Genomic DNA, 19,582 nt, shown 5'->3' on the forward strand with positions numbered 1-19,582 from the left:
GATCTCCAGAAATTCGACATCAGACCGTCTATATTCCTTCATCAGAGACTAAATTTTATCACAGATGGAGGGGTGAAAGAAACCCAATGGCTTTTTTGAATACTTTGACTCATATAGCGCTATAACGAAATACCTGTCATCTCGTTTGCTTCTTGTATTTCGATTAGTATAAAATAAGTAGAGTTAGAGTATCACCAAATTGGCTTGATAAAGGAGTTTTGACGTTGAATAAGACCGGATTCGAACGCGGTGAAGTGAATGGAATACGTGTACATGTAATGCCAACGACACGATTCAAAACATTTGCCGTTTCACTTTATATGGGAACCCCCCTTGCAGAAGATACAGTTACTCCTACAGCTTTGATTCCTTTTATTTTGCGTAGAGGAACAGCCAAGTATCCAGAAACAACACAATTTCGTGAAGCTTTAGAAAATATGTATGGTGCAGGCTTTGGATTTGACGTATATAAAAAAGGCGATTATCAAATGGTGCAATTCCGTATGGATACGATCAATGATTCGTTTGTATCCGCAGATGAGTCGCTTTTAAAACAAAGTATTTCGTTTTTAGGCGATGCAGTGACTAATCCTGTGCTTGAAAATAATGCATTCCGTGAAAAATATGTGACTGCTGAGCGTGAAAATGTTCGTAAACGCTTAGAGTCTGTAGTGAATGACAAAATTCGTTATGCAGCTGAACGTTGTATTCAAGAAATGTGTAAAGATGAGCCTTACCGCTTAAATGCACTGGGTCAACTTAGTGATCTAGATCAATTGAACGGTGCTAACGTCTATGAACGCTACCAACAATGGCTTGAAAATAGCACGATGGATCTGTATGTGGTAGGCGATACTACGTTAGATGAGGTTCTAGAGCTTGTAAGTAGTCAATTTGCTCGCAAAACCAATACCTTACATGCTTACAAAATATCTATTCCACGTTCTGCTGGTGCAGAAGTTAAACATATTGTTGAAAAAATGGAAATCAGTCAAGGTAAATTGAACATGGGATTACGCACACCAATTACTTATGGAGATAACCGTTATGCATCTGCATGGGTAGCCAACGGTATTCTTGGTGGATTCCCTCATTCCAAATTGTTTACCAATGTACGTGAAAAAGAAAGTCTAGCTTACTATGTCGGTTCACGATTTGATCCTTACAAAGGAATTACTACGATCCAATCAGGTATTGAAATACAGAACTTTGATAAAGCACTAAATATTATCAAAGAACAATTGGCTATTCTGCAAGCTGGTGAAATCAGTGAATCAGAGATCAGTCAGACCAAAGCAATGATTCGCAACGATTTGTTAGAATCTCGTGATTCTGCTTATCAAATGATCGGTTATGATTTCAATGGACGTTTTGCAGATAAAGATCGTCCGGTAGAGCAATTGTTGTCTGAAGTAGAATCGGTTACAAAAGAGCAGATCCAGACTGCGGCAAGTGTCTTGACACTGGATACGATTTATTTCCTTACGACAGAACAGAAGGAGGCATAATTATGGAAAGCATCCGCTATGAGCGTTTACAAGAAACATTATATTTCGAAACAATGGATAACGGACTACAAGTATATGTGCTTCCCAAAGAAGGATTTCAAAAAACATATGCTACATTTGCAACCAAATATGGCTCTGTAGATAATCATTTCCAAGTAGAAGGACAAGAAGAAGTTAAAGTACCTGATGGTATTGCTCACTTTTTGGAGCATAAAATGTTTGAAGAACCTGATGGTGTGGATGTATTTTCTAAATTTTCAGTTAAAGGAGCTTCTGCTAACGCATTTACTAGCTTTGAGCAGACTGTATATTTATTTTCAGCAACAGAACAGATTGAAGATAATCTAGAAACATTGTTGAATTATGTACAGAATCCTTATTTTACCAAAGAAAATGTAGATAAAGAAAAAGGTATTATCGGTCAAGAAATTCAAATGTATCAAGATAATGCAGACTGGCGTGTGTATTATGGATTGCTTGAAGCTATGTATCAAAAAAATCCATTACGCATCGATATTGCAGGTACGATTGAATCGATTAGTACGATAACTAAAGATACATTGTATGAGTGTTACAACACGTTTTATCATCCTTCGAATATGATGCTATTCGTAGTAGGTGGAGTTGATCCTGCTACAGTTATGGAGCAAATACGTTCGAATCAAAAAGCGAAAGATTACCAACCACAAGGTGCAATCAGTCGTTTCTTTGAAGAAGAACCTGTAGCTGTAGGAGAAGCATGGCACGAAGTTCGCTTGCCTGTATCAGAGCCTAAATGTCTACTAGGTCTGAAAGAAGTCAAAAATGGTCTTACAGGTGAAGCTCTACAACGTCGTACATTAACAACCAAGCTGATGCTCGATCTATTGCTAGGGAACAGTACACAGTTGTACCAGACTTTGTATGACGAAGAATTGATTTCAGATGATTTCGGAAGTGATTATAGCAGTACAACCGAATATGGCTATTCGATGATGGGTGGAGATACCCGTGATCCTAAGCTACTTGTCAAACGTCTGCAAGAAGAGATTAATAAAGTGGTTGCTACTGGCTTTAGTCAAGATGCATTTGATCGAGCTTTACGTAAAAAAATCGGTGGATACTTGCGCATGTTAAATTCTCCAGAAAGTATTGCACATGAATTTACACGTAATCGTTTCCGTGATAGTGACTTCTTTGATATTCTTCCTATCTACGAATCATTAACGGTTGAAGATGTAAATGCTCGTTTGCGTGAACATATGAACTGGGATCAGCTAGCTGTCTCGGTGGTTGTTAGTCCGTGAATCAGCCCCCATCTGTAGCAGCAAGTAGCAAGCCTTTTTCACAAATGACGGTCTTGGTTACAGGCGCAAGTAAAGGCATAGGGGCTGCAACAGCCAAACGGTTTGCGATGGCTGGAATGAATGTCGCTGTTCACTATCGCAGTTCGCATGAAGAAGCGAATGATGTAGCTCGTGTCTGTCTGGATTACGGTGTGAAAGTACTGACTATTGCAGCAGATTTACGCAGTATGGAACAGATTAAGCGGATGCGTGAGAAGTTGGAACAGCATGACATGTTGCCTGATATTCTGGTAAATAATGCAGGTATCGCTCATTACGGAATGTTGGCTGATATGACAGAACAAGATTTCGATGATGTGATTGCTACCAATCTCAAAAGCGTTTTTCTTTGTACTCAAGCCTTTATGCCGCATATGATCCATCAACGGTATGGACGCATTATTAATGTGTCGAGTATCTGGGGGATTACAGGCGCTTCTTGTGAAGTGTTGTATTCAGCAAGTAAAGGTGGAATCAATGCTTTTACCAAAGCGTTAGCCAAAGAGCTAGCGCCCTCTGGTGTGACTGTGAATGCTATCGCGCCGGGTGTAGTGCGTACAGAGATGATTGCTCATCTGGAACCTTCGGAAATTGAATCGTTGGAAGAAGAGATTCCAGCAGGACGAATTGCTGAACCAGATGAAATTGCTTCGATGGTTTACTTTTTGGCGTTGCCTGAATCGGGATATATGACGGGGCAAGTGGTCAGCCCAAATGGTGGATTTTTGACTTGAGGTTGTTAAGGACGTAAGATGTTTAATACGATGAAGGAGCTTCTATATTTAGATATAGAAGCTCCTATTCATATCATGATATAATCGTGTAGTTTCAGTGATGACGAAGTTGTTACTGTCTGCTTCTTGCCTTTCTATTTTATTTTATATATCATTAACGTGTTAATGACTTTGCATTGAACAGCAGAAAAGGGTCGGAGTTCGTACAGACTATCTGCTTTGATGACTATATAGTAGCACCGTTATAAAAATAAATGTTTGATCCATCGACATAGGATTCGAGCTATAAAGTATTCATGCGATAGAAAGGTTAGAGGTGAACGTGGAACTAAAACAGTGGTATTTGGAGTACAGGATACATAAAAATCGTCCTGGTCTATTGGGAGATGTGGCGTCTTTATTGGGTATGCTGAATGTTAACATTTTGACCATTAATGGTGTAGAGGGTAAGACCCGTGGTATGCTATTAGAGACAGATGATGATGAGAAGATTCGTTTGCTTGGCGATATGCTCGCTAAAGTGAGCAATATTACAGTGACGGCTTTGCGTCAACCCAAGCTTGTTGATATTCTAGCTGTACGTCATGGACGTTATATTGAGCGTGATTCGGATGATAAGAAGACATTCCGTTTTACAAGAGATGAACTGGGTTTGCTGGTTGATTTCCTTGGTGAAATATTTAAGCGTGAAGGCAATCAGATTATCGGTTTACGTGGAATGCCACGTGTCGGCAAAACAGAGTCGATTATCGCAGGTAGCGTATGTGCGATGAAACGGTGGACATTTGTATCTTCGACTTTGCTTAGACAAACGGTACGTAGTCAATTATCTGAAGAGGAGAACAATCCAAACAACATCTTTATTATCGATGGGATTGTGAGTACGATTCGTTCCAATGAACGTCATCACCAATTGCTTCAAGATATCATGGCGATGCCAAGTACCAAAGTGATCGAACATCCCGATATTTTTGTGCGGGAATCTGATTATGAGTACAGTGATTTCAACATTATTATTGAATTGCGCAACAATCCGGGAGAAGAGATCGTCTATGATACATTCACGGAAAGTTATGCGGATGATATATAAAAAAAAGTCAAAAACATTATAACCAGGAGGTAATAGTATGTCAGATCTAGGTCGGCAGTTAAGGGATGCCCGCCTTGCGAAAGGTTTATCACTTGATGATGTGCAAGAAATGACCAAAATACGTAAACGCTATTTGGAAGCTATTGAAGCAGGAGATTTTAAAGTACTTCCAGGCAGTTTTTATGTACGTGCATTTATTAAAACGTATGCGGAAGCGGTAGGTCTTAGTGCGGACGAGTTGTTACAAGAGCATCAAGACGATGTTCCAGAGACCGAAACAGAAGCAGTGATGGAACCGGTAGTGCAACAAAGGCGAGCGGCAAGAAGAACATCTTCAGGATCAGGACGAAGCGGTAAATGGTTATCAACAACATTGATGTGGATATTCCCATTATTGATCGTCGTATTGGTCTACATTTTCGTAGTGCGTACAGATAACGGTGCTCCTGAAGTGGCAACAAATAACAAAGGTCAACAACAAGAGACAACACAACCAACGACCACGACACCACCGGCAACAACTAAACCGGAAACAACAACGCCAACAACAACTCCAGAAAGTACAACGACAACACCACCGACTGGAGCAGGTACAGATCAAGAACAATCTACACCTGAAGCAACGGGTACGGATGAAGAAGCTACAGATCCTACAACGACTACAGATACAGCTTCTCAACCTGTGATTACACAAGCAGGTAAAGAAGGCAGAAACACTATTTTTAATGTGAATTACACAGGTACGACACCGCTTAAAGTAAGTATCAAAGCAACGGGTCAAAGTTGGCTTGAAGTATACAAATCAGCAGATTCTAGCGGAGAACGTTTATTTTTCAATAATACGGAAAGTGGACAAGACCTTTCTTACGATCTAGCGGATACAGGATTATATATCAAGTCTGGTAATTCTCCAGCTACCGATATTACAATCAATGGACAACCGATCACAGATGGTAAAGCAACTTCACGTATTGTTTTGAAATTAGTGAAAGAAGCTCCGGCTACAGAAACTACGGATTCTACGGGTACATCGACAGATTCTTCTACAGATGCGACAACAGATGAATCGACGACTACAGAGACAAGCGGAAATTAATGGTTAGTCACACAAAAAAGGACATACCTTCAAGCTGCCATTAGACAGCAGATTAAGGATGTCCTTTTTGTGCCATTAGACTTGTAACAACATATATTCTATAATTTTACCTAAAAGGGGGAAATCACATGGCAGAGAGTTCATTCGATATTGTCTCGAAAATGGATATGCAAGAGATGACAAATGCGATTACGCAAACAGAGAAAGAATTAGCAAGTCGTTTTGATTTTAAAGGAAGTAAAAGTACTCTAACGTTAGAAAAGGAAACATTAGTTGTGGTTTCTGATGATGATTATAAGTTAGGTGCTTTGATTGATATTTTGCAATCCAAAATGCTCAAAAGAGGATTGCCTATCAAAAATATAGACTATGGAACAATAGAGTCTGCGTCGATGGGAACGGTTCGTCAACGACTCAAATTAAAACAAGGTATTGATCAAGAAAACTCCAAAAAAATCAATACGTTAATCCGTGATGCAAAATTGAAAGTGAAAAGTCAGATTCAAGGCGATCAGATTCGGGTTACCGGAAAGAATAGAGATGATTTGCAAGCAGTAATCCAATTGCTTCGCAAAGCAGACCTTACTGTGGATCTTCAATTCACGAATATGAAATAAATCAGGTATCACCATGGTTGTGATCGAATTGATGGAGGCAGTAAAAAGATGAAACAAAAGATGCAGGCGGGAGCAATTACATATCATTGGTTCGCTGTTGAAAATAGATGCAGTAAGGAGGATACACAATGAATTTACCTAACCGCATAACGCTTACCCGTATTTTCTTAGTACCGGTGATGATGTTGTTCCTGCTCGTTAATTTTTCGTTTGGAGAAGGGCTTTTAAAAATTGGAGCATCTTTTGAGGTTAGTTACAACGATCTTATTGCGGCTTTGATCTTTATTATTGCAGCAAGTACAGATGGCATTGATGGACATATTGCACGTAGTCGTAATTTAGTCACCAATCTAGGGAAGTTACTTGATCCTTTGGCTGATAAATTATTGGTATCTGCGGCATTGATCTCATTGGTGGCTCTTGGTAAATGTGAAGCATGGATGGTTGTGATTATCATTAGCCGTGAATTTGCAGTAACAGGACTTCGTCAAATCGCATTATTGGATGGCAAAGTCGTTGCAGCTAGTAATTGGGGCAAAGCCAAAACGATTACACAAATTATAGCGATCTCTGCTTTGATGATTAATAATTTCCCATTTGCTTTACTAGGTATTCCATTTGCGGAGATTATGATCTGGGCAGCTACACTAATCACAATCTATTCCGGTATTGATTATTTTGTCAAAAATAAATCGTTACTTCATTTTTCCAGTTAAAATAACCTGTTTCTGTTCATCAGAAAATAGGTGATATAACAAGTAATATAGTGTAAGCGGCGATAGGGTTTTCTCTATTGCCGCTTACTTTTGCCATAGTCACAGTACTTTGTATTCATTTCGAAGCATTTACATCACAGAGCAACCCTAATAATAAGGAGGCACTTGTAATGAAAGCAGAAATTATCGCAGTAGGTACAGAGCTATTACTAGGTCAGATCACTAATACGAATGCCAGATATTTATCTCAACAATTATCCTATATGGGAATAGATGTTTATTATCAGACTGTAGTAGGAGATAACTTAAATCGACTCAAACAAGCGATTGAACTTGCAAGCAGTCGCGCAGATGTTATTTTATTTTCGGGCGGAATTGGACCCACTCAAGATGATCTGACCAAAGATGCATTGGCTGAAGTTTTAGGAAGATCAATCTATATTGATCCAGCTTCTATGGAGAAAGTCGCTAGCTTTTTTGAAGGCAGAGACATTACAATGACTGAAAATAATCGTCGCCAAGCTCTTGTGATTGAAAACAGTCATGTGCTTGCTAATTCTACAGGATTAGCTGTAGGGATTGCGATTGAAGATAAAGAGAAATATTATATCGTTCTACCAGGACCTCCCAAAGAATTACAACCGATGTTTGAAAATGAAGCGAAACCTTGGCTTCTTGAGCATGTGCTCACAGATGAACATCCTATTTATTCAAAAATGCTTAAATTTGCAGGTATTGGTGAATCTGCTCTTGAAGATGCATTAATTGATCTGATCAGTGCTCAGAGTGATCCTACGATTGCACCTTATGCCAAAGAAGCAGAAGTGACTATTCGTCTGACCACCAAAGCAGCTACAGAAAAAGAAGCGATGACCAAGCTGAAAAATATGGAAGCTCAGATTCGTGATCGTTTGCCTAATCATATGTATGCTGATCAAAATATAAGTATAGAAGAACAAATTTTATTAATGATGACAGGTATGAAGTTAACCCTAACTGCAGCAGAAAGTTGCACAGGTGGTCTACTGATGCAAAATCTAACTCTTATTCCGGGAAGCGGAAATGTATTTATGGGTGGAGTCGTCTGCTATTCCAATGAAATGAAAGAAAAAATGCTAAATGTCCCTCATGAGTTACTAGAAGGCGAGAATGCTCCAGGAGCAGTTAGCCCAGAAGTAGCAGAAGTTCTGGCAGATGAAGCTAGAAAAACATTAGATACAGACTTTGCTGTATCGATTACCGGTGTAGCGGGTCCAGGTTCTTCAGAACGCAAACCTGTAGGTTTGGTATATGTAGGGCTAGCAGAACGCAATCAACCTACACAGGTATTTGAATTGAATATCCGTGGTAATCGTGAATCGATCCGTGTTCGGGCTGCCAAAAGTATCCTGTACCGTTTGTGGCTTCGTTTAAGTGAACTTCAGAAGGAATCTGTAAAATAGTACATTTTAAATAAAACAACCTGCATCAGACGTACAAGAGCCCATGAAGCTTATTGCAATTCCTACGTCTGTTATGCTAAAATAACCGTAGACGGAAGAACCGCAGCAAATTTATTTGTTGCGGTTTTTTTATGTTTATAGACCCAAAATCAAGCAATACATGCATCTATTTGAAATCATTATTTATTACCAATAAATGTAATTAAGTAATGATTTAATACCAAAAAGACGAATATATGTTCGAAAAAAGCTTGGCAAATGAGAAAAAAAGTAGTATAATTAGAGTATAAATAAGAAGAAGAGGGACGTGAGTTTATTGTCAGATCGTCGTGCAGCGTTAGATATGGCGCTTCGTCAAATAGAGAAGCAATTTGGTAAAGGTTCGGTTATGAAACTTGGAGAATCCACTCATATGCAAGTTGAAGTTATTCCTAGTGGATCTATTGCTTTAGATATTGCTTTGGGAACAGGCGGTATGCCAAGAGGACGTATTATCGAAATATACGGACCAGAATCTTCAGGTAAAACAACAGTAGCACTTCATGCTATTGCTGAAGTTCAAAAAGCTGGAGGACAAGCAGCATTTATCGATGCAGAGCATGCTTTGGATCCTCAATATGCTAAAAACTTGGGTGTTAATATCGATGAGCTATTATTATCTCAACCAGATACAGGTGAGCAAGGTCTAGAGATTGCGGAAGCTCTTGTACGTAGTGGCGCTGTAGATATTATCGTTATCGATTCTGTAGCAGCATTGGTACCAAAAGCAGAGATCGAAGGCGAAATGGGTGACTCTCACGTTGGTTTGCAAGCACGTTTGATGTCTCAAGCATTGCGTAAATTGTCTGGTGCAATCAGCAAATCCAAAACAATCACGATCTTTATCAATCAGCTTCGTGAAAAAGTTGGCGTTATGTTTGGTAACCCTGAGACAACTCCTGGTGGTCGTGCACTTAAATTCTACTCTACTGTACGTCTAGACGTGCGTCGTATTGAAGCAATCAAAAACGGTAACGATGTTGTCGGTAACCGTACACGTATCAAAGTTGTTAAAAACAAAGTGGCTCCTCCATTCAAACAAGCTGAAGTGGATATCATGTACGGAGAAGGTATCTCCAAAGAAGGTAGCTTGATCGATATTGGTGTAGAACACGATATTGTTAACAAAAGTGGTGCTTGGTACTCTTACGAAGGTGAGCGTATGGGTCAAGGTCGCGAGAACTCTAAGCAGTTTTTGAAAGAAAATCCACACATTGCAGATATCATTGAACAAAAAATTCGTGTATCTAGCAATTTAACAACAGTGGTTGAAGAACCATCAGCTGAAGAAAAAGAAAAAGAAAGTCTTGAAGAGCAAGAATTATTCTCTAAAGCAACTGAATAATCACTTTAAGATGATATATGCTTAAATCCTGTAGCGCCCAGGACGTGAAATACGTTCAGGGCGCTTTTTTATTTATATTTCATAAAAGATTCATCTGATCACTATACACTGATTTAAAATATAGATAGACGAAAGGAAACAATTATGGCTGATTATCGTCGTTATGCTAAAAAACCGTCCAATACTAATACTACATCTGAACCTGAGGCTGATGAAGAATGGGATATCTATGCAGATGAAGGAGAGCGTCTAGATGGGTTCCCTGATGAGGGTGAAGTAGAGATTACGGCTGTAACCCCTCTACGTAAGCCTAGGCATCATTATAAGTTAACCTTCGGTGAGTTGAACCTTATGGTGCATGAAGATGTTATGATCAAGTATCGGCTGTTAAAAGGCATGTACTTTTCTAAAGAAGAACTAGAAAATATTGTGATCGCCAATGAACGTCAAACGGCTTATGCAGAAGCACTGAATTATTTGAGTCGCAAAGCACGCACTCGAACAGAAATTGCCCGCAAGCTTAAAGAAAAAGAAATCCATCCTGAGATCATTGAGACGACTCTTGTACGATTGCAACAAGAGAAATTAATCGATGATGAGTTATATGCTCAACAGTGGGCCAAACAAAGAGTGAACAGCCAGAAAAAAGGTAAAGTATGGATTAGACAAGAATTACGCCAAAAAGGTGTAAACAAAGAAAATATAGAGCAAGCTTTGGAAGAGATCGATCCTAATGATGAAATCGCAAGTGCTACAATACTAGCAGAAAAAAAATGGAAATCGACTTCGGGAGAAGTTTTTGATAAAAAAAGAAAAACAATGGCTTTTTTAATGAGAAGAGGATATTCTTCGGATATTGTAAGGAAAGCCCTAGATGCTGTTCAACAAAAGCCAGAAGATGATTGGGAATAACCACTAAAATCCAAATATAATAAAACCGAATAACCGCGTCATTTAGGGTAACAAACTTGACATCGTTAAATACGGTTACTGCAATTGCTTGACAATGTCTTTTGGCAAATAATAAAATGTACTTGTGCAGATTGTCATTTTTACGTCATCTTTTCCCGGCAGGTGATTAGATGAAGTGGGTAATGAATTCTGTAGCAAGACATTTCTGAAGAATTTTAGAATGTTTGATCTCCCTATGAAAAGGGAATTAGCACATGTACCCGCATGAGCAATGGAACAAATGTATAAGGGACGAATCATCGATTAACCAAATGAACATGTAATTCCCAGGGAATACCTTGGAGGAATCAGCGAGGAGGTGAACAGAATGGAAGTTCTCTGGACCACAATTCTCGTTGTTGCCGCATTATTCTTTGGGTTCTTGGTCGGATATTTTATTCGCAAGTCTCTTGCAGAAGCTAAAATTTCTAGTGCTGAACAAGCTGCTATCCAAATCGTAGAAAGTGCGAAGAAAGAAGCAGAAGCACAGAAAAAAGAAACAGTTCTGGAAGCAAAAGACGAAGTGCACAAACTCAGAACTGAAGCTGAAAAAGACATTCGTGAGCGTCGTAATGAAAATCAACGCCTGGAAAGACGATTGTTGCAGAAGGAAGAGTCGCTGGATAAAAAAATTGAATCACTAGAACGCAAAGAAGAACAAGTGGCTAACAAAGAGAAACGTATTGAAGAGACTCAGCAACAAATCGAACAACTTCACACCAGTCAGGTTGCGGAACTCGAACGAATTTCTAATCTGTCTATGGAAGATGCTCGAGGTATCATTTTGAGCAACGTGGAGCAGGAAGTTCGCCACGAAACATCACAAATGATCAAGGATATTGAACAACAGGCGAAAAATGAAGCAGACAAACGTTCTCGCGAGATTATTACTCTTGCTATTCAACGTTGTGCTGCGGATCATGTAGCCGAGACTACCGTCTCTGTTGTCACCTTGCCTAATGAAGAAATGAAAGGCAGAATTATCGGTCGTGAAGGTCGTAATATTCGTGCATTGGAGACACTTACAGGTATCGATTTAATTATCGATGATACACCGGAAGCTGTTATCCTTTCTGGATTCGATCCGATTCGCCGTGAAATTGCCCGTACCGCTCTTGAAAAATTGGTAGCAGATGGACGTATACATCCTGCAAGAATTGAAGAAATGGTGGATAAAGCACGTCGTGAAGTGGATGAGCGTATCCGTGAATACGGTGAGCAGTCTACATTTGAAGTTGGCGTACATGGACTTCATCCAGATCTTATCAAGATTTTGGGACGTCTCAAATTCCGTACCAGTTACGGTCAAAACGTACTCAAACATTCCATGGAAGTGGCTTACCTTACAGGTTTGATGGCTTCCGAATTGGGTCAAGATATCACTTTAGCGAAACGCGCAGGATTACTGCATGATATCGGTAAAGCACTCGATCACGAAGTGGAAGGTTCTCATGTAGAGATTGGCGTAGAGTTGGCTAAGAAATACAAAGAACATCCAGTTGTAATTAACAGTATCGCGTCTCACCACGGCGATACGGAAGCGACTTCTATTATTGCGATGCTTGTTGGCGCAGCAGATGCATTGTCTGCCGCAAGACCAGGTGCACGTCGTGAAACATTAGAAACGTACATCCGTCGTCTGGAGAAACTAGAAGAAATCTCTGAATCCTTTGAAGGCGTAGAGAAATCATATGCTATTCAAGCCGGACGTGAAATTCGCGTTATGGTTCAACCGGATAAAGTAGATGATGCAGATAGTTTCCGCTTGGCACGTGATATTACGAAGATGATCGAAAATGAACTGGATTATCCAGGACATATTAAAGTTACTGTTATTCGTGAAACGAGAGCAGTCGATTACGCAAAATAAAGAACGATGCGAAAAGTGACCTGGCAATCAGGTCACTTTTTCTCTTCGTGGACGGAGGAATTATCATTAAAGTTATATTTATTGGAGATATTGTTGGAAGTACAGGTCGTAAAGCGATTAAAGAGACGCTACCTCGGTTAAAATCAAAGTATACCCCGGACATCATCATAGCTAATGCCGAAAACTCAGCTTCAGGTCGGGGCATTACGCGAGGAATTGCTCGTCAACTTTTTGAAATGGGTGTACATGGTATAACGATGGGTAACCATACATGGGACAACAAAGAGATTTTTGAATTTATAGATGATGAACCCCGTATGATTCGTCCCGCTAACTTTCCTCCAGATACGCCTGGACGTGGATATACGATTATCAAAGCCGGCGGTAAGCAGCTAGGTATCGTGAATCTACAAGGTCGTACATTTCTACCAGCGATCGATTGTCCTTTTCGCAAAGTCGATGAGATTATGGATGAATTGAAAGGGAAAGTGAATTGTGTATTAGTTGATTTCCATGCAGAAGCCACTTCAGAAAAGATTGCGATGGGATGGCATTTGGATGGTAGAGCTTCTATGGTCGTTGGTACACACACTCATGTCCAAAGTAATGATGACACCTTGCTACCTGGCGGAACAGCTTATTTGACCGATACAGGTATGGTAGGTTCATACGAAGGTGTACTCGGTATGCAGCGTGATGCGGTATTGTATAAATTCCAGACACAGTTGCCCGCTCGTTTCCAAGTGTGTGAAGGCAAATGGCATTTTCATGCTGTGTATGTGGATATAGACGATCAGACAGGCAGAGCGAAAAAGATTGAAAAGATTCGTATGTATGAAGACGAATGGCATATGGAATAGTTTCAAGTCCCAGCAGAGTGTTTAAAATCTTTATAAATTTTATGTGAAATATCATTGATTTTTGATTTTATGCAGCAGGAACCAAAAGAATGTTGTCGAATATTATCTACTAATCATGGAATCAAGCCATCATTCATTCCCAGGGGAGGTACTTATCATGGAAGTATTAAAAGTTTCAGCAAAATCCAACCCGAATTCTGTAGCAGGAGCATTGGCAGGTGTATTGCGTGAAAGAGGTGCTGCTGAACTTCAAGCAATTGGAGCAGGTGCACTGAATCAAGCAATCAAAGCAGTCGCTATTGCCCGGGGATTCGTAGCACCAAGTGGAGTTGACCTGATTTGTATTCCAGCCTTTACGGACATTGTGATTGATGGAGAAGACAGAACCGCCATGAAGTTGATTGTAGAACCTAGATAATAATGCTGCTATCCTGAACGTAAGTGGATGCCTATAATGATCCTATTATAGAGTGTAAATCTTGCAACAGAGATGATAGGTAAAAGTAGCAATTCGTTTGGATACTTGGGACCTGTAAGCTTGTTGGTTAAGCTTGGAGGTCTTTTTGCTGAGTTGCTTTTCATTTTTGATATAAAAGATGTATAATAAAGTAGCATGCATTTTGCAAATGTACGAGTATGTGCGTTTTGTTACAAAGTGCAAATGAAATAGAGAATATCGAAGGAGTGAGTGATCACATGAGTAAAACTGTACCTGTAGGCGTGTCTGCACGTCATATTCATCTAACTCAAGAACACATTGAAGTATTATTTGGTGAAGGATACCAATTAACAGAATTTAAAGCGTTGTCCCAACCTGGACAATTTGCTGCTAATGAAACTGTTGCTGTTGTAGGTAGCAAAGGAAGTTTTGAAAAAGTTCGTATTTTAGGACCTGCTCGTCCAGCAACACAATTGGAAATCTCTCGCACAGATTCTTTTGCTATTGGTGTAAAAGCTCCAGTACGTGAATCTGGTAAAATTGATGGTACACCGGGTGTACTTCTTAAAGGACCTGCGGGTGAAGTTCAAATCGAAGAAGGCGTGATTGTAGCTGCACGTCATATTCATTTCCATACTTCTGATGCAGCAAAATGGGGAATTAAAGATCAAGAGTTGTTGAAAGTTCGCTTGTCTGGTGAACGTGGTCTTGTTCTAGAAAACGTCATTGCACGTGTATCTGATTCTTTCGCATTAGACATGCATATCGATACAGATGAAGCCAATGCTTCCGGTGCTGCTACTGGCGACACTGCTGAAATTATCGATTAATCATATCTTTTTATACAGCAAGCCTATTTCGCTCTTTTGAAATAGGCTTTTTTGTTATGCTTTTTTATGATACATTCCTTATTAAAATATAGCGTGTAATGGAGGGAAATAGATGCGATTAAGGAGTGTGCTCAAATGGGTATCGTTAGGGATGTTACTCTATACGCTAAGTGCAATGGTAAATACGACAACATCAATGAGTATAGCCGCGTCTAATACCTTAACAGATGAACAAAATGCGCATCAGCAAGCACTTTTTCACAAATTCGATCAATTGCATACAGAACAAGTTATTCTAGTCACAGCTGCAAATAAGAAGACATTCAAAGGCACACTTCAGATATACAATAAGCAAAATGGAAACTGGAAACTGCAAATCGCTGCTTTACCCGTAGTTCTAGGGAAAAACGGAGTAGGCAAAATTAAAGAAGGCGATGGCAAAACACCTCTAGGCACCTATTCATTAGGAACTGCTTTTGGCACAGCGTCCAAGCCTACAGGTCTGAAAGTGAATTATCAACCTCATACTTCTCAAGATTACTGGGTCGATGATGTTAGTTCTAATGACTATAATCAAAAGGTGACTGAATCAGGCAACCCCAATCAACACTGGGCATCCTATGAAAGAATGGATAATCCGCTGTATAAATACGGTATGGTTGTGAATTACAATACCGATCCAATTATTAAAGGCAAAGGCAGTGCGATCTTTATGCATATCTGGCGAGCATCGAATCGACCTACCGATGGCTGTATTGCTTTATCTGAAGCCAATCTATTAAAAGTGTTACAAGCGATCGATCCTGCGAAGTCTCCTAAGATTCGGATCGGTACAGTCAGTGCTCGCTAAATGTATGGTTAACTAGTTAAGAATATTAGCTGTTATACGGGTGGATGAGGTATAATTTGACAGCTTTTTATAATAGAGTAAGCATGATATAATTAGCAGTAATGCTTTTTTGAGATGTTGGAAGAGGCATACAGAACTTTAGAATGATGCTTACAGTGGGGAGTGGCAGCATGTCAAAAGAAATTAAGGATTATTCCAAGTATTTTGATTTTTCGGATGCTAAAGTGATTTCAGAAGATGAAACTGGCAAAAAAATTCGTATCCGAGGTCGGGAAATCCATATTATATCTGAACCGAATCAACGTGAAGAAAAGAAACGTGGTAAACAAGATGTTCAAGTCGTGTACGAAGAAAGCATACCAGAAGACATGCGTATGATCGGAATTGGTAAGCATTATCTAGTCTATACATTTGGTTGTCAGATGAATGAGCATGATTCGGAGACTATTAAAGGCATGCTAGAACAAATGGGCTATCAAGCGACTGAAAGCCGAGAAGAAGCAGATATTATTTTGTTAAATACATGTGCTATTCGTGAAAATGCAGAAGATCGTGTATTCGGTGAATTGGGTCATCTCAAAACATTGAAACTAGAAAACCCGGGCTTGTTACTCGGTGTATGCGGATGTATGTCGCAAGAAGAAGGCGTCGTTAACCGTATTATGCAAAAGCATGGATTTGTAGATATGATCTTCGGTACACATAATATTCACCGTCTGCCTTATTTGATCCAAGAATCGCTATTCAGTAAAGAAATGGTCGTCGAAGTCTGGTCCAAAGAAGGAGACATCGTCGAAAATTTACCGAAAAAGCGGCAGGGTATGCGTGGTTGGGTAAATATTATGTATGGATGCGATAAATTCTGTACGTATTGCATTGTGCCTTTTACACGTGGTAAAGAACGCAGTCGTCTTCCGCAAGATGTTATTGCTGAGGTGCGTGAATTAGCACGTCAAGGATTTAAAGAAATTACACTACTGGGTCAAAATGTAAATGCTTATGGCAAAGATTTGACAGGTATGAATTATACATTTGGCGATCTAATGGATGATATCTCTAAAATTGATATTCCGCGTGTTCGCTTTACAACATCGCATCCAAGAGATTTTGATGATCGCTTGATCGAAGTACTGGCTAAAGGTGGCAATCTAGTCGAACATATTCATTTGCCTGTGCAATCAGGTAGCAGTGCAGTGCTCAAGAAAATGAGTCGTAAATATACACGCGAGTTGTATCTAGACTTGGTGGGTAGAATCAAAACAGCGATTCCTCATGCGGTGCTGACTACAGATATTATTGTAGGGTTCCCCGGGGAGACTGATGAGCAATTCGAAGAAACATTATCACTTGTGCGTGAAGTAGGATTCGATTCAGCATTTACCTTTATCTATTCACCACGTGAAGGTACACCCGCTGCAGTGATGGAAGACAATGTACCGATGGAAGTGAAAAAAGAACGTTTGCAACGCTTGAACAAAACAATTAAAGATTATAGCTTGATCGGTAGTGAGAAATTCTTAGGTCAAGTCGTTGAAGTATTGGTTGAAGGTGAAAGTAAAAATAATGCTACTGTGCTTGCAGGACGCACACGTTCTAACAAACTGGTACATTTCGAAGGTTCAGCAGATATGATCGGTCAATTCGTGCATGTACAAATTACCGATTATAAAACATTCTATATCAAAGGCGAGCTGGTTCCAGAACCGGTTATAGCTTATTAATTAAATTTGGAACGTGAACGGAGGATTGTCGATGGAGCATCATGATCGCAATGTTGAATCAACGACAGGCGGAGCACCACTTGAATTGAATACACAGGGTCTTTTTATTCGTGAAGATATTATGGAAAAAACAAAACAATTAGCTGCATTGATCTCGGAAAGTGAAGAAGTGGATCATTTCAAAAGAGCAGAAAAAATGATTCAAACTCATCCACGGATCGAAGAGTTAATTCGTACCATCAAAAAAAAGCAAAAAGAAGTGGTTGCTTTTGAATCGATGAAAAACGAAAAAATGATTGCTCGAATTGAAGGCGAATTAACAGCGTTACAACAAGAACTGGATGATATTCCTTTAGTATCGGATTATCAAGAAAGTCAGGTCGAAATTAACGATATGTTACAAATGGTTATTTCCGTTATCCATGATACCGTTTCTGAGAAAATTAATGTAGAGAGCGGTAAGGATTCACCTCCATCGTCCTGCAATGACTAGAACAAATTCAAAGACGCGGAGCCTATAGCCGCGTCTTTTTGTATTCCGATATCTTTTTTCGTTGTAGTGGATAGTCATTGTTAACAATCACTCATTGCTCTTGATTCTACATGCAGAAAGAAGTGAATGGTCATGGAATCTTCTAATTATAGTTATGATTCTGTGTTAATCCGTGCTCAATCCAATCACGAAAGTATACCGATTACCTTGTTAATGCTTGCTGATCCTGATCTAGAAGCTATAGAACACTACAAAGCCTATTGTCGTTGGTGGACCGCAGAAATAGCGAATCATATCGTAGGCGTCTGTGGAGTGCTTCAACGTGCAGCACAAGAATGGGAAATTATGAACATTGCGGTAGAAGTAGATTATGAGAGACAAGGGATTGGTAGCAAATTACTAGATGAAGTATTACAGCAGTTAAAACAGTACAAAGCTCAAGTGGTTACTGTGGCTACAGGTAATTCGAGTCTAGGAGCACTTGCTTTTTATCAAAAACATGGTTTTCGCATGATACGAATCGAGCATGATCATTTTATAAGACATTACCAGCAACCGATTATCGAAAATGGAATTGTCTGCCGTGATCAAGTGATTTTACAAAAAACATGGGCAGATTCTAACTCTCTGTCTTCTGTATATCCCTATACCAAAGAACCTTATCTAGCAATGTTAGTGTCTGTACGTATTGCACAGATGAAAGATTCAGGGGCTTTGGTTCGGATGAAGCAGAAATTAGATGAACAGACTACATTTATGCTGCTTGAACCAGGAGAACGGAATCTGAATGAAGCCGAACAACGAGAGATGATTCGCTATGCACTGCGTAGTGCCAATTCTAATATTTTTCTAGCTGAGTACGAAGGTCAGATTATTGGATATTTGGAAGCGATTGGTGGCAAAGTTGCACGTAATCGTCATAGTGTATATATTGTTGTAGGTGTACTTCAAGAGTATGCTAATCGTGGGATTGGACGACGATTATTTCAGACCATGATTCATTGGGCGCAAGATCGGCATTTACATCGTCTTGAATTGAATGTACAAGGCAGTAATGAACGCGCTTTACATTTATATCGTTCATTAGGTTTTCGTATCGAAGGGATTCAAAAAAACGCATTAGTGGTTGAACATCAGTATGTAGATTTGATACAAATGGGATTGTTATTGTAACAACCGTTTTGAACAGGAGGAGCATTTTTTGACACATTGGGATGAAATATTAAAAAAAAGCGAACAACTATATTGGGGATTATTGGGGTGCCGTCTAATCGCAAGTGAGCAAGATTATATTACGATTGGACTCACGGCGACTCCACAACATCTTAATCATATGCATATTGTGCATGGTGGTGTGCAGATGTCGATGATGGATCAGGTGATGGGGATGTTGTCGATGGCGATTCAAGATGGGCAACCTTGTGTTACAACAAATATGAATACGCATTTTGTAGAGTCGATGAAAGAAGGAGAATTATTCGCAACAGCTAGAATTCTTCATCTTTCAGGAAGAACAGTAACTTTACAAGCGGAAGTTTCTAACGAACAAGGCGTTGTAGGCGCTATCTCGACAGCTACATTTATCGCAACTCGCAAATAAAGATTGACCTGCCTTAGAGAATCATTCATAATGATATTATCAAAAAGATAAAATGA

At 39.5% G+C, this 19,582-nt stretch carries 19 protein-coding genes; all 19 read left to right on the forward strand.

All coding sequences use genetic code 11. The features are described from left to right. Window positions 1-224 precede the first annotated feature (224 nt). The 19 genes from yfmF to PaeCFBP13512_RS09775 all read left to right on the forward strand — a co-directional run bounded on the left by yfmF (window position 225) and on the right by PaeCFBP13512_RS09775 (window position 19,526). Entirely contained in the window at window positions 225-1,508 is a 1,284-nt protein-coding gene (gene yfmF / locus PaeCFBP13512_RS09685; protein ID WP_069327326.1) for an EF-P 5-aminopentanol modification-associated protein YfmF, read from the forward strand. 2 nt (window positions 1,509-1,510) lie between these two features. Further along, window positions 1,511-2,794, forward strand: a complete 1,284-nt coding sequence (gene yfmH / locus PaeCFBP13512_RS09690; RefSeq protein ID WP_137222749.1) for an EF-P 5-aminopentanol modification-associated protein YfmH — start codon at window positions 1,511-1,513, stop codon at window positions 2,792-2,794. A 44-nt stretch (window positions 2,795-2,838) separates the two neighbouring features. After that, entirely contained in the window at window positions 2,839-3,567 is a 729-nt protein-coding gene (gene ymfI, locus PaeCFBP13512_RS09695) for an elongation factor P 5-aminopentanone reductase (RefSeq protein WP_137222926.1), read from the forward strand. A gap of 322 nt (window positions 3,568-3,889) precedes the next feature. Further along, entirely contained in the window at window positions 3,890-4,657 is a 768-nt protein-coding gene (locus tag PaeCFBP13512_RS09700) for a DUF3388 domain-containing protein (protein WP_069327324.1), read from the forward strand. A 37-nt stretch (window positions 4,658-4,694) separates the two neighbouring features. Beyond that, the gene (locus PaeCFBP13512_RS09705; protein WP_069327323.1) at window positions 4,695-5,753 is read left to right on the forward strand and encodes a helix-turn-helix domain-containing protein; all 1,059 of its coding nucleotides are present in this window, start codon (window positions 4,695-4,697) and stop codon (window positions 5,751-5,753) included. A 128-nt stretch (window positions 5,754-5,881) separates the two neighbouring features. Next, window positions 5,882-6,370 carry a YajQ family cyclic di-GMP-binding protein gene (locus tag PaeCFBP13512_RS09710; RefSeq protein ID WP_069327322.1) on the forward strand — a complete coding sequence of 163 codons (489 nt, stop codon included), beginning with the start codon at window positions 5,882-5,884 and terminating at the stop codon, window positions 6,368-6,370. Between the two features lie 128 nt (window positions 6,371-6,498). Next, window positions 6,499-7,086 (forward strand): CDP-diacylglycerol--glycerol-3-phosphate 3-phosphatidyltransferase, encoded by a 588-nt coding sequence (pgsA, locus tag PaeCFBP13512_RS09715; RefSeq protein WP_069327321.1) that lies wholly within the window; start codon window positions 6,499-6,501, stop codon window positions 7,084-7,086. Between the two features lie 170 nt (window positions 7,087-7,256). Continuing rightward, window positions 7,257-8,528: a competence/damage-inducible protein A gene (locus PaeCFBP13512_RS09720; RefSeq protein WP_069327320.1), complete on the forward strand. Its 1,272-nt coding sequence runs from the start codon at window positions 7,257-7,259 to the stop codon at window positions 8,526-8,528. Window positions 8,529-8,844: 316 nt separating this feature from the next. Continuing rightward, window positions 8,845-9,912, forward strand: a complete 1,068-nt coding sequence (gene recA, locus PaeCFBP13512_RS09725) for a recombinase RecA (protein ID WP_069327319.1) — start codon at window positions 8,845-8,847, stop codon at window positions 9,910-9,912. Window positions 9,913-10,056: 144 nt separating this feature from the next. Next, entirely contained in the window at window positions 10,057-10,824 is a 768-nt protein-coding gene (locus PaeCFBP13512_RS09730) for a regulatory protein RecX (RefSeq protein WP_137222751.1), read from the forward strand. A 367-nt stretch (window positions 10,825-11,191) separates the two neighbouring features. After that, entirely contained in the window at window positions 11,192-12,733 is a 1,542-nt protein-coding gene (gene rny / locus PaeCFBP13512_RS09735) for a ribonuclease Y (protein WP_069327318.1), read from the forward strand. Between the two features lie 65 nt (window positions 12,734-12,798). After that, window positions 12,799-13,593 carry a TIGR00282 family metallophosphoesterase gene (locus tag PaeCFBP13512_RS09740; RefSeq protein ID WP_153226900.1) on the forward strand — a complete coding sequence of 265 codons (795 nt, stop codon included), beginning with the start codon at window positions 12,799-12,801 and terminating at the stop codon, window positions 13,591-13,593. Window positions 13,594-13,750: 157 nt separating this feature from the next. Next, on the forward strand, window positions 13,751-14,011 hold the full coding sequence (locus tag PaeCFBP13512_RS09745) for a stage V sporulation protein S (protein WP_017813748.1): 261 nt from the start codon (window positions 13,751-13,753) through the stop codon (window positions 14,009-14,011). A gap of 278 nt (window positions 14,012-14,289) precedes the next feature. Then, entirely contained in the window at window positions 14,290-14,862 is a 573-nt protein-coding gene (gene pduL / locus PaeCFBP13512_RS09750; RefSeq protein ID WP_069327317.1) for a phosphate propanoyltransferase, read from the forward strand. A 112-nt stretch (window positions 14,863-14,974) separates the two neighbouring features. Next, on the forward strand, window positions 14,975-15,712 hold the full coding sequence (locus tag PaeCFBP13512_RS09755) for a L,D-transpeptidase family protein (RefSeq protein WP_241669338.1): 738 nt from the start codon (window positions 14,975-14,977) through the stop codon (window positions 15,710-15,712). 170 nt (window positions 15,713-15,882) lie between these two features. Next, complete coding sequence (gene miaB / locus PaeCFBP13512_RS09760) at window positions 15,883-17,433, forward strand: tRNA (N6-isopentenyl adenosine(37)-C2)-methylthiotransferase MiaB (protein ID WP_069327316.1); 1,551 nt, start codon at window positions 15,883-15,885, stop codon at window positions 17,431-17,433. 31 nt (window positions 17,434-17,464) lie between these two features. Continuing rightward, window positions 17,465-17,926 (forward strand): RicAFT regulatory complex protein RicA family protein, encoded by a 462-nt coding sequence (locus tag PaeCFBP13512_RS09765; RefSeq protein WP_137222753.1) that lies wholly within the window; start codon window positions 17,465-17,467, stop codon window positions 17,924-17,926. A gap of 132 nt (window positions 17,927-18,058) precedes the next feature. Next, window positions 18,059-19,099 carry a GNAT family N-acetyltransferase gene (locus PaeCFBP13512_RS09770; RefSeq protein WP_161594247.1) on the forward strand — a complete coding sequence of 347 codons (1,041 nt, stop codon included), beginning with the start codon at window positions 18,059-18,061 and terminating at the stop codon, window positions 19,097-19,099. Between the two features lie 28 nt (window positions 19,100-19,127). Then, entirely contained in the window at window positions 19,128-19,526 is a 399-nt protein-coding gene (locus PaeCFBP13512_RS09775; RefSeq protein WP_069327314.1) for a PaaI family thioesterase, read from the forward strand. The last annotated feature ends 56 nt before the right edge of the window (window positions 19,527-19,582 follow it).

Source organism: Paenibacillus sp. CFBP13512, assembly GCF_005233705.1.
In the GTDB taxonomy this organism is placed as follows: domain Bacteria; phylum Bacillota; class Bacilli; order Paenibacillales; family Paenibacillaceae; genus Saccharibacillus; species Saccharibacillus nuruki.

What these genes read in the sequence shown, in the direction of transcription:
- pduL (WP_069327317.1), top strand. Translation starts at nt 14,290, where the DNA reads ATGAGTAAAACTGTACCTGTAGGCGTGTCTGCACGTCATATTCATCTA.
- PaeCFBP13512_RS09705 (WP_069327323.1), top strand. Translation starts at nt 4,695, where the DNA reads ATGTCAGATCTAGGTCGGCAGTTAAGGGATGCCCGCCTTGCGAAAGGT.
- pgsA (WP_069327321.1), top strand. Translation starts at nt 6,499, where the DNA reads ATGAATTTACCTAACCGCATAACGCTTACCCGTATTTTCTTAGTACCG.
- ymfI (WP_137222926.1), top strand. Translation starts at nt 2,839, where the DNA reads ATGACGGTCTTGGTTACAGGCGCAAGTAAAGGCATAGGGGCTGCAACA.
- PaeCFBP13512_RS09770 (WP_161594247.1), top strand. Translation starts at nt 18,059, where the DNA reads ATGGAATCTTCTAATTATAGTTATGATTCTGTGTTAATCCGTGCTCAA.
- PaeCFBP13512_RS09745 (WP_017813748.1), top strand. Translation starts at nt 13,751, where the DNA reads ATGGAAGTATTAAAAGTTTCAGCAAAATCCAACCCGAATTCTGTAGCA.
- yfmH (WP_137222749.1), top strand. Translation starts at nt 1,511, where the DNA reads ATGGAAAGCATCCGCTATGAGCGTTTACAAGAAACATTATATTTCGAA.
- rny (WP_069327318.1), top strand. Translation starts at nt 11,192, where the DNA reads ATGGAAGTTCTCTGGACCACAATTCTCGTTGTTGCCGCATTATTCTTT.
- PaeCFBP13512_RS09765 (WP_137222753.1), top strand. Translation starts at nt 17,465, where the DNA reads ATGGAGCATCATGATCGCAATGTTGAATCAACGACAGGCGGAGCACCA.
- PaeCFBP13512_RS09730 (WP_137222751.1), top strand. Translation starts at nt 10,057, where the DNA reads ATGGCTGATTATCGTCGTTATGCTAAAAAACCGTCCAATACTAATACT.
- PaeCFBP13512_RS09755 (WP_241669338.1), top strand. Translation starts at nt 14,975, where the DNA reads ATGCGATTAAGGAGTGTGCTCAAATGGGTATCGTTAGGGATGTTACTC.
- miaB (WP_069327316.1), top strand. Translation starts at nt 15,883, where the DNA reads ATGTCAAAAGAAATTAAGGATTATTCCAAGTATTTTGATTTTTCGGAT.
- PaeCFBP13512_RS09720 (WP_069327320.1), top strand. Translation starts at nt 7,257, where the DNA reads ATGAAAGCAGAAATTATCGCAGTAGGTACAGAGCTATTACTAGGTCAG.
- PaeCFBP13512_RS09710 (WP_069327322.1), top strand. Translation starts at nt 5,882, where the DNA reads ATGGCAGAGAGTTCATTCGATATTGTCTCGAAAATGGATATGCAAGAG.